The sequence below is a fragment of the Pseudomonas sp. NPDC088414 genome, assembly GCF_044753325.1.
GTDB lineage: Bacteria > Pseudomonadota > Gammaproteobacteria > Pseudomonadales > Pseudomonadaceae > Aquipseudomonas.
Map to the genome: position 1 here is coordinate 126,403 of NZ_JBIVMY010000003.1, position 9,672 is coordinate 136,074.

11 protein-coding genes, 1 tRNA gene and 1 pseudogene are annotated in these 9,672 nt (G+C 58.9%); 2 read left to right on the forward strand and 11 right to left on the reverse strand.

Going from position 1 to position 9,672, the window contains the following annotated elements; translation table 11 throughout:
- Positions 1-2: 2 nt before the first annotated feature.
- From ACIP8I_RS05570 to ACIP8I_RS05600, 7 genes are all read right to left on the reverse strand, one after another.
- Entirely contained in the window at positions 3-368 is a 366-nt protein-coding gene (locus tag ACIP8I_RS05570) for a 5-carboxymethyl-2-hydroxymuconate Delta-isomerase (protein WP_007963304.1), read from the reverse strand.
- Between the two features lie 52 nt (positions 369-420).
- Positions 421-1,629 carry a low temperature requirement protein A gene (locus tag ACIP8I_RS05575; protein ID WP_400759364.1) on the reverse strand — a complete coding sequence of 403 codons (1,209 nt, stop codon included), beginning with the start codon at positions 1,627-1,629 and terminating at the stop codon, positions 421-423.
- Positions 1,630-1,805: 176 nt separating this feature from the next.
- Positions 1,806-2,726 (reverse strand): LysR substrate-binding domain-containing protein, encoded by a 921-nt coding sequence (locus ACIP8I_RS05580; RefSeq protein ID WP_400759366.1) that lies wholly within the window; start codon positions 2,724-2,726, stop codon positions 1,806-1,808.
- An 88-nt stretch (positions 2,727-2,814) separates the two neighbouring features.
- The gene (locus tag ACIP8I_RS05585) at positions 2,815-4,899 is read right to left on the reverse strand and encodes a DUF6311 domain-containing protein (protein ID WP_400759369.1); all 2,085 of its coding nucleotides are present in this window, start codon (positions 4,897-4,899) and stop codon (positions 2,815-2,817) included.
- Positions 4,896-5,282 carry a GtrA family protein gene (locus ACIP8I_RS05590; protein ID WP_400759371.1) on the reverse strand — a complete coding sequence of 129 codons (387 nt, stop codon included), beginning with the start codon at positions 5,280-5,282 and terminating at the stop codon, positions 4,896-4,898. Before ACIP8I_RS05590 ends, ACIP8I_RS05585 begins: the two co-directional genes overlap by 4 nt.
- Positions 5,279-5,989 carry a class I SAM-dependent methyltransferase gene (locus ACIP8I_RS05595; RefSeq protein ID WP_400759374.1) on the reverse strand — a complete coding sequence of 237 codons (711 nt, stop codon included), beginning with the start codon at positions 5,987-5,989 and terminating at the stop codon, positions 5,279-5,281. The genes ACIP8I_RS05590 and ACIP8I_RS05595 overlap by 4 nt, the downstream gene beginning before the upstream one ends.
- 3 nt (positions 5,990-5,992) lie before the next feature.
- Positions 5,993-6,958 (reverse strand): glycosyltransferase family 2 protein, encoded by a 966-nt coding sequence (locus ACIP8I_RS05600; protein ID WP_367083658.1) that lies wholly within the window; start codon positions 6,956-6,958, stop codon positions 5,993-5,995.
- A gap of 276 nt (positions 6,959-7,234) precedes the next feature.
- Between ACIP8I_RS05600 and ACIP8I_RS05605 the strand changes: the two genes are divergently transcribed.
- Positions 7,235-7,426, forward strand: a complete 192-nt coding sequence (locus ACIP8I_RS05605) for a YegP family protein (RefSeq protein WP_400759376.1) — start codon at positions 7,235-7,237, stop codon at positions 7,424-7,426.
- A 153-nt stretch (positions 7,427-7,579) separates the two neighbouring features.
- Positions 7,580-7,786 (forward strand): hypothetical protein, encoded by a 207-nt coding sequence (locus ACIP8I_RS05610; protein ID WP_047598090.1) that lies wholly within the window; start codon positions 7,580-7,582, stop codon positions 7,784-7,786.
- A 117-nt stretch (positions 7,787-7,903) separates the two neighbouring features.
- Here ACIP8I_RS05610 and ACIP8I_RS05615 read toward each other — a convergent pair whose 3' ends face one another.
- The 4 genes and pseudogenes from ACIP8I_RS05615 to purC all read right to left on the reverse strand — a co-directional run.
- The gene (locus ACIP8I_RS05615) at positions 7,904-8,236 is read right to left on the reverse strand and encodes a type II toxin-antitoxin system HicB family antitoxin (RefSeq protein ID WP_047598089.1); all 333 of its coding nucleotides are present in this window, start codon (positions 8,234-8,236) and stop codon (positions 7,904-7,906) included.
- Positions 8,233-8,487: a type II toxin-antitoxin system HicA family toxin gene (locus ACIP8I_RS05620; protein WP_108181956.1), complete on the reverse strand. Its 255-nt coding sequence runs from the start codon at positions 8,485-8,487 to the stop codon at positions 8,233-8,235. The genes ACIP8I_RS05615 and ACIP8I_RS05620 overlap by 4 nt, the downstream gene beginning before the upstream one ends.
- A gap of 351 nt (positions 8,488-8,838) precedes the next feature.
- A tRNA-Ser gene (locus ACIP8I_RS05625) sits at positions 8,839-8,928 on the reverse strand.
- 83 nt (positions 8,929-9,011) lie between these two features.
- Positions 9,012-9,668, reverse strand: a pseudogene (gene purC, locus ACIP8I_RS05630) (phosphoribosylaminoimidazolesuccinocarboxamide synthase); the annotation flags it as partial.
- Positions 9,669-9,672: the final 4 nt, after the last annotated feature.

A 9,672-nucleotide genomic window follows, 5' to 3' on the forward strand; every position in this document is an offset into this window, starting at 1 on the left:
TCCTACACGCCGATGGCGGTCTTGGTGTAGGAGTCGCGGTCGATATCGAGCAATTCCACACACAACTGCACTTCGACTCCGGCCGGCCATTCGCACAAATCCTGCAACACCGCCAGCAGGCTATCCGAGAGCTGCTTCTTGATCTGCGGCGAGCGACCACTGAGCAGCGCCAGTTTCACATGGACGAAAGCGCGCTCGCCGATGCCGGTACCGACCTTGAAGGTCTCGACCTTCACCGCCCGGCTTTTGATATCGAACTCCGCAGCGAACTGACCGGAACCCACCAGCGTGTTGTTGAGCCGGATCAACGCCACATCAGCGTTCAACTGCGGCAGGTTGGCGGTGTATTCCATGTGCAGGTGTGGCATGGGGTGCTCCAGTCGGTCGGCAGAAAAGTCGTACATATACCACAGCGCTGGCCTACTCTCCTGCGGCTTTTTCCGAGGTTATCGAGGCCGACGCCTGACGCAATGCCAGGCTTTCCCACAGCGCTACCAGCACCACGATCGCCGTGGTCAGCGCCCCGAGCATCAGCGCCGAAAACCAGTGATTCAACGCCAGTGGCAGCGCCAGCATGAGCAACACCAGCCCCGCCACATGCGACAAGGGTGGCAGCGGCCGATCGGACATGACCCACTTGAACAGTGCATTGCCCAACAGAAACAGCCAAGGCCCGCCCACGATCACCAGGATCCCGGCGTCACTGGCGTGATCCGGATGCACCAGCACCAGTTCGTCGGCCACCGCACTGACGATCACTCCGGCAACGATCAGCACGTGCAGGTAGGTGTAGGCGATGCGCGCCTGACGACCGGGATCGCTCGAATGCGCGATGCGGTGATGCGCGCGCTCGGCGCCGCTGTCGAAGTACACCCACCACATGCCGATGCTGCCGAGCACCGCCACCAGAAACGCCATGACCCCGGTGGTACTCAGCGTCAGCTCGGCGAACGTCGCGCCGGTCACCAGCAACGATTCACCAAGAGCGATAATCACGAACAGCGCACAGCGCTCGGCCATGTGATTGCCTTCGACGTTCCAGTCACTCAACGACGAACGCCCCAGCCCCGGCACCCAGAAATACAACGAAGGTGAAATCAGTTCGATCGCCAGCGCCAGCGCCCAACACAACAAACGTTGCTGCCCGTCAAGAAAGGCCCCGGCGATCCAGAACACGCCGGAGCACATCAACCACGCCAGAATCCGCTGGAAATTGCGGGTCATGCTCAGCGACTCGCCACGCACCGCCCAGATCGCGAACAGCGTACGCCCGACCTGCATGAACACGAACGCCGAGGCAAACATCAGCCCACGCTCGGTGAAAGCCTTGGGGATCGAAGACGACAGCAACAGACCGGCGATCATCAGCCCGAACAGGCCGAGGCGGATCGGCAGTTTTTCCGGGTCGAGCCAGTTGGTGATCCACGACGTGAAAATCCACACCCACCACACCGCGACCATCAACAGCGCCACCTGCACCGCGCCCAGAATCGACAACTGCGCGAGCAGCGAATGCGAGAGCTGAGTCACGGCAAACACGAACACCAGATCGAAAAACAGCTCGACCATGCCGACCTTGCCACTGTCGAGACTGCCACGCCCACGCAGCAACGAACGGGAAATGCTCATGGGGACCGGCCTCCGCCAAGGTTATTGCCATTGAGCAAAGCAGGCAGACCAAACGAACGCAAACCCTTGTAGTAGTGAGCCTGCTCGCGAAAGCGCTGTGTCAGACAACATTGATGTGACTGACACACCCTCATCGCGAGCAGGCTCACTCCTACAGGGGAGATTTGTGGTGGGATTCAGGGCGCGGTCAGTGGCCGTTCACTCATGAACGCCTCAAGCCGCGAACGCAGCCAGCGCTCGGCCGGATCACTGTCGACGTGGCTGAGCCAGACCATCGACAGATCCAGCATCGGCGTCTTGAACGGGAACGGTTCCTTGAACAGCAGCCCGGAAGCAGCCATGGCTTCAGCGGTGTAGTCCGGCAGGCTGGCGATCAGGTCGGTGCCAGCCAGCAACGCCGGCAGCGCACTGTATTGCGGCACCGACAACACCACATGCCGGGTGCGGCCGATTTCCGCCAGCCACTCATCGGCATAGCCGCTGATGTTGGCCGTGTGCGACACCAACACATGCGGGCGCGAACAGTATTCGTCGAGGGTCAGCGGCGAATCCGAGGCATCGGCGCGCAGGATGCTCGGCTGGATATGCCGCAGCAATTTGCGCTTGGCATTGGCCGGCAGGCCTCGGGTCTGGCTGATGCCGACGGTGATGTCGCCGGCGGCCAGCAGATCGGGGATGCGCCAGTAATCGGCGTGTTGCACCACGAACACCACGCTCGGTGCCTCTTGGCGCAGCGCCCGCAGCAACGGTGGCAGCAGGCCGAACTCGACGTCATCGGACAGGCCGATGCGGAACGTCATGTTGCTCACGGCCGGGTCGAAATCGTGGGTCAGGCTCAGCGCCACCGACAGCGAATCGAGCGCTGGCGACAGGTACTTGAACAGTTCCTCGGCCCGGGCCGTCGGCTCCATGCGATGGCCGACGCGAATGAACAGCGGATCATTGAACATCGCGCGCAAGCGATTGAGCGCCGAACTGATGGTCGGCTGGCCGAGAAACAGCTTCTCCGCCGCCCGGGTCACGTTGCGTTCGAGCATCAAGGTCTCGAACACCACCATCAGGTTGATGTCGGCCTTGCGTAATTCATTTCGATTCATCCATTGCCCCTGCTCCCCAGACTGCCGGCAGTGTATGAAGTCCTTGGGATCGGCGTCTATCAGACGATTGGCGGTTTGTTCGACAATTTCACTGAACCGTCAGGGTTTTCAAGCCCAACCCCATGACTCGCGCATCGTCATTGAAGCCGAGTTTTTGCGGGCTGACTGCATCGGGCAGATGCAATCGGACATTCAGATATTCCTCGGCTGCCTGCGCTGCGCTGAGCGGTATTTCCAGCCGATTGCCCTGCACCTGAGTCAGCCGCGTCGACAACGCCTCTACACCATTGATGCTGACGATCACTCGCTGACTGAGGTTCGGCGGCATGGCAAAGGCCAGGGCATCAATCACCAGCGCATGCGATCCGGGAGCGACGCGCAGTCGCAGGTCCGCCTCCTGTCCATCACTCCAGGTGCCCCACGCTTCCGGTGTGGACCAGCCTTTGACCAGTTGCCGGGTGCTGCGGTTGAACGTCTGCACCAGTCCCGGCTGGCTCAACGGGATCGACGACAGCGCTCGCCCCTGATCGACCATCGCCAGACAGTCATTACAGTGTTTCCAGCCCGGGGCCAGCACGACAAAGTCGTCGACGCGGGTCAACAGATCGGTGTCGCTGTGAATGCTCTGTACCGCCAACTCCAGCGCGTCGTCATCAAGGATGTACAGCGAATCGCTGTCGTACTGGCCGCTGGCGAGATGGCTTTGCGTCGTGCGCAACAGCTTGTCCTGCGCTTTGGGGCTCGTACGCCCCAGGTAAGCCGCGTCGGTTTTCAACCCATGGGTGCCGGCAAAATCGGCAATCGCCTGCCACTGGTCCGGCAGATTTTTCGGTGTCACGGCACGGACATTCTTGTAGTGCGCCGCCGCACTGGCCCAGAACGGATCATGCATCGGGCTGGCCCAGGCTGAGGCTTCGGGCAGCATTTTCGCTGCTCGCAAACCTGCCCAGGCAATCCGGGTGTCGGCGACTTGCACCACTAACGCCAGCGCCAGCAGCCCCATGGCGATACGCGGTCGATAACCACGCACCACCAGGTAGGTGAGCAATATCACGATGGCGTAGAACACCGGCCAGAACATCCGGCCCGAAGCGCGAAAAATACTCGCCGCACGCAGCACGAATTTCGGCAGCGGATAGCCGAACGCCTGCAGGCCGATCCCGATCTGATTCGACAGGGCGAACAGCGTCAACCCGATGAACGCCAACAACAGGAACGGGCGACTGCACAGCAAAGCCTTCAACGAGATACCACTTCTGTACCAGGCGATTGCCGCTACTGGCACCAGCAACAGGACGCCCAGCCCCAGGTAGTTGAAACCTTCGTAATCGCCTGCGCCGTTGGGAATGTTTGGCAAGACAAACGACCAGCCGTCGGCATCCACCAGCGACAGCAGGTTCATTCGGTAAAAGCCGAAACCGCCGCCCGCCGCGCCATCGGTAATACTGAAATAACCCGCCTGCCAGCAGCACACGCTCACCAGCGCGAACAAGCCGCCCAGCTCGATAAGGACCTGACGGCGCGTCAGCTTGCCGACCCACAACTTGCCAACCAGATCCGCGACCCAGATCAGCGCCACCATGCCCAACAGGTACGCGTGAACCAATGCCGTCACGGCGAGCAATGCCCCCCACGCCAGACGTCGGCGCTCAAGTGCCGGGCGGAGCGCCAGATACAGCGCCGCGAGAATCAGGAAGTGCCCGGCCAGCGAAAGATGTCCACCGGTACGCAGAAACATCGGCGGCGAAAACACCAGGAACCCGGCGCCGAGCAAGCGCAATAGGGGGTTGTCGGTGATCAAGCCGAGCAGCTTCCAGGCAAACCAGGCTTGCAGAATGAAACACGCCAGCAGCCATAAACCGAAATACTGGAACGTCTCCGGCAACCAGCCATTGAACGGTTTGAACAGCAGCGCCAGTAGCGGATTGGAGTCGGAAAAAATGATCGCACTGCCCAGTTCCATCCCATAGGACGGGTTCAGCCCGAGGGGAAAGGTCCAGGGTGAATGGCGAAAGAATACCCAACCCAGGTAATGCGTCGCCGGATCACCGTCCTTGAGCCAGGCAATGTTTTGTGGATCGAGAGCACGCGGGCCGATCACCAGAAAAAACGCCAGCGCGCCCAACAGCAGCGGCAACAGCGCGAGGGCCGGGTGTTTATTCAGATCCCTCATCGATACGTCCAGAAGTTATGCAGCACAAAGGTGAACGCTGGAATGATCAGCGCTACGGCGCCGATGCCCAGCAAATAGTGCAGTCCGGCAATCTGTGCGGCCCACGCGACGGACATCGCCAGGAAAAAGCCGCCGCAGGACACCAGCATGAAGCGCAGCAAGGTTTTGCCATGCAAACGGGCCGAAAAACTCCAGGTGGTGTTGATCACGTAGGACACCACCGTCGCCACGGCAAACGCCACACCGTTGGCGAGCGGCGGTTGCGGCGCGACGAAATTGATGAACAGCACCGCCACCAGTGCATGCAGCGCGGTGACGAACAGACCGGTCACGGCAAAGCGCAAGCCGCGCTGGATCAACGCCGATCTGTCGGCTGAGGTCACGGTTTACGCGCCAGCACAAACACGCTCAGACCGGCCAGACGATTGCTGCCCATCAGCGGCAGTTCAAGGCTGCACAGGGTTTTGAGCACGCCGTTGACCAGCGGATGATGGCGCTTGAGCTGCGACTGCGGTGCCGCGGCTTGCGGTCCTTTGGGCAGCAAACGCAACGCTGCCGCGATCGGAAACACCGCACCGAAATAGTAGGCACCGCGCTGCACGGTCAAACCGGCGTCACGGGCCAGGGTTTCAAACTGCGGCAGCGTGTAGCGGCGCTTGTGTTCAAGGAAGTCGTCGTGACCACTCCAGAGAAACTGAAAGGCCGGTACGGTCATCAGGAAACGGCTGCCGGACGGTACCTTTTCAACGTAAGCCTTGAGCAGACCGAGGTCATCGTCGACATGCTCCAGTACGTCCATGAGCAGCACCAGATCGGCGTCGATGGCGCCGATATCGCGGCGGTAGTGCACCGGTTTGCCGGCAGTGGTCGCATCGGAATCGGCGGGGTAACTGATGTCGACGCACCACGCTTCCTGCGCCGAGGTTCGGGTCAGCAAATGATGCGAGAAAAACCCTGACCCGGCGCCGACGTCGAGAATCCGCGTAACTGGCGCATCACCGAGCAGACGACGGGTCGCCGCCGCTTTGGAGCAGTAATACCAATGCTCACCGATGCTGTCGCCGAGGATGTCGGTTTCCTTGAGATCCATGTTTCAGTCCTTGGGGTCGTAGACGCGACGCACCAGAAAAACCGGCCGGCGTTTGGATTCGATATAAGTGCGCCCGAGGTACTCGCCGAGTACGCCGATGCCAATCAATTGCAGGCCACCGAGGAACGTCACGGCCACCATCAGCGAGGCATAACCGGGCATGTCGACGCCGTGGATCAGCGTGCGCAGCACAATAAAAATGGCAAAGGCAAAAGATACCAGCGAGACCACAGCGCCGATGTAAGTCCATATCCGCAGCGGTTCGGTACTGAAACTGGTGATGCCTTCCAGGGCAAAGTTCCACAGCCGCCAGCCGTTGAACTTGCTCTGCCCCGCCACGCGCTCGGGCCGCTCGTAATCAACATGAGTGGTGCGAAACCCGACCCAGGCGAACAGGCCCTTCATGAAGCGCCGGGACTCGGGCAAGGTCAGCAAGGCATCGACCACGCACCGGTCCATCAGGCGGAAGTCACCGACGTTTTCCGGCAGCGGTTGCTCGGCGATCTTGTTGTGCAGGCGGTAGAACCAGTGCGCCGACGTCTGCTTGGCCCAGGTGTCGCTGCGGCGGCTGATGCGGTGACCGAGCACCACTTCATACCCTTCGCGCCAACGCTCGATCATTTGCAGAATGACTTCGGGCGGGTCCTGCAGATCGGCATCGATAGGCACCACAATCTGCCCGGTGGCGATCTGCAGGCCGGCGGATAACGCCGCCTCTTTGCCGAAGTTGCGGCTCAGATCGACGATGCGCAGCCGCGAATCATGCCGCTGACGATCCAGCAGCCGCTCAAGTGTGGCATCCGTACTGCCGTCATTGATGAACACCAGTTCCAGAACAATCGACGCCTGGTGCTGGAAGACTTCATCGATGCGCTGAATGAACGCGTCGAGACTGTCTTCCTCGTTAAAAACCGGGACAACCAGCGATAACGTGACCCGTGTGGCCTGTGCCGTTCCATGCTCAGTCAAGGGAATGCTCTTTTTATAATGTTTGTCGGTCGTCGAAACATTTTCAACGCCATGAGCCGTCCCGTATTAAGCAGTAGCGTCGATAGCCTTGCAAGGTGCAAATGACGCCATTTTGGCCAATCCAGACGCCGATGCGTGCGCTCTAGCCCGCGCTCTTCAGAAACATCTGCCAACGATTGGAAACAAATGCCCGATAGCGAAAAAACCTCGCTCCGCTAGGCTTGCGACGATGCCCCACACAGGTTGGCGCAAACACCATCGCAAGGAGCGAACTGAATGTATTTCGAGATCTACAGGCAATCCCGAGGCACCCTGAGCACCGGCAAAGGCCAATGGCGCTGGAGACTGCGGGCGGGGAACCACGAGACGATTGCCAGTGGCGAATCGTATGTGAACAAGGCCGACTGTTTACATGTGATCGAGTTGATCAAGGGTGTGCAGGGGGAGACGCCGGTGAAGGAGATCTGACCGGGCCGCCCGGCATGGTGCCGCGTCCTACAGCCTCTTCCTTTTTCGTCTGAAGCGCTGGCAAAGCACTTTTGCGCCCCTACGCTCTTCAGCGTACGGGGCCATCCAGCCCTGTTTCGCCAAATGACGTTCAAACTCAAAAGGAGCCGCATCATGGCTAGAGACAAAGCGAAAGACGACAAGCACTTCAATTGCACCCAAACACACGAAGCCGACTACGTCGCCAGCCTCTATCCGCACGCCAAGGATGAGGTTAAGACCTTCCTGGCCTCGGCTTGCAAGGACAACACCCTGCGCAACTCGACGCACAAGGAAGTGTATGACCTGATCAAGCAGAAGCTCGGGCACTCGCAGCCGTGAGTGGCTGATGCGGGTGTTTGGTAAAGCCCGCAGATACAAAAAAGCCCTGTAGCTTCTCAGCTACGGGGCTATTTGCTCTGTTCGGGAACGACGTACAAGCTCCAGACCCGAATCAAGCTAGGCATGGGCCTCTCGGTCAAGAACATCCGCAACCCACTGATTAATGCTTTTTTGAGCCAATTGCGCTTTTACGGCAACAGTCGCATGAAGAGCTGGCGCCAAACGCAGACTGAGATTGCCCGAATAAGGCTTTTGAGGAGCACGGCCCAGTTTTGCGCAAGTCTCCAGATAGTCAGTAACAGCCTCTTCGAACGCTGACCGAAGCTCTTTTACAGATTCGCCATGAAAACCTACAACGTCCTTGATCCCAGCGATATGACCAACAAAAAGACCATCTTCATCACTGTATTCAATTCGGGCGGCATACCCGTTGTAATTCATCACGTTCATGGAGTGACTCCTGCTTGTTCAAGAAAAGCCCGAGCATCACGAACCTGATAGGGCTTTGCTTCTTTATCCGGGTGAGGTCGGTGGAACGTAGCGACCACACCTCTTAATTCAAACCGAACTCGCGAACCATTGCCTTCGAGGGTTCTGGCCCCGACCGCATTGAAAAGAGACTCGATGCGCGCCCATTCCAACGTGGCGGGTGTGGGTCGTGAAAATATAGCTGCGAGCGTACCGAGCTGTTTGTTGTTAATAGTATTACACCATGATACCGCGCAGGAAAAATTGCCAATCGCGATTCATATCGCTGATCGATGATGCGCCCCCCTTTGAACAAGCGGACAACGCCACCCTCCAGGCTTTAAAAGCGGCGTCTTTTTATCCGAATTCCGGTCAATATTGGGCACGCAGGTCAGGATAAGGAGTGATTTGAAATAGAGCTGTAGGTAGACTCCGAGAGTTACGTACGAACCGGCATCAATCGAGTCACATCCGATTGTCGACTTTTCAACCTCGGGTTCCGGCGACAGGATTTGCTGATTACTCAAGCGAGCAGAAACAAAAAAGCCCCGTAGCTCTTCAGCTACGGGGCTTTTTCTATGTAATGGCGGAGAGATAGGGATTCGAACCCTAGGTACCGGTGAAGGTACAACGGATTTCGAATCCGTCCCATTCGGCCACTCTGGCATCTCTCCAACGGCGCGCATCATAACAACACTTCTGCCGAAAGCAAACCCTCTTTCGAAAATTTCTTCGTGCTATCAGATGCTTGCGTCGATTAAAGCGGTACACCCAGACGATTGGCGACTTCTTCGTAGGCTTCGATGACGTCACCGAGGCCCTGACGGAAGCGGTCCTTGTCCATCTTCTTCTTGGTGTCCTTGTCCCACAGACGGCAGCCGTCCGGGCTGAACTCGTCGCCGAGGACGATCGAGCCGTCGCTGAACACGCCGAATTCAAGCTTGAAGTCCACCAGCAGCAGGCCTGCGTCGTCGAACAGTTTGCTCAGGACTTCGTTGACCTTGAGCGACAGTTCTTTCATGCGCGCCAGTTGCTCGGCGGTGCCCCAACCGAATGCCACGACGTGGGATTCGTTGATGAACGGATCGCCCTTGGCGTCGTCCTTGAGGAACAGTTCGAAGGTGTACGGGTTGAGCTTCATGCCCTCTTCGACGCCCAGACGTTTTACCAGGCTGCCGGCGGCGTAGTTACGCACGACGCACTCGACCGGTATCATGTCCAGCTTCTTCACCAGGCACTCGTTGTCGCCCAGCAGTTTGTCGAATTGGGTCGGAATGCCGGCCGCTTCGAGTTTCTGCATGATGAAGGCGTTGAACTTGTTGTTCACCATGCCTTTGCGGTCGAGCTGCTCGATGCGCTTGCCGTCGAACGCCGAGGTCTCGTTGCGAAACAGCAGGATCAAGCGGTCAGCGTCTTAG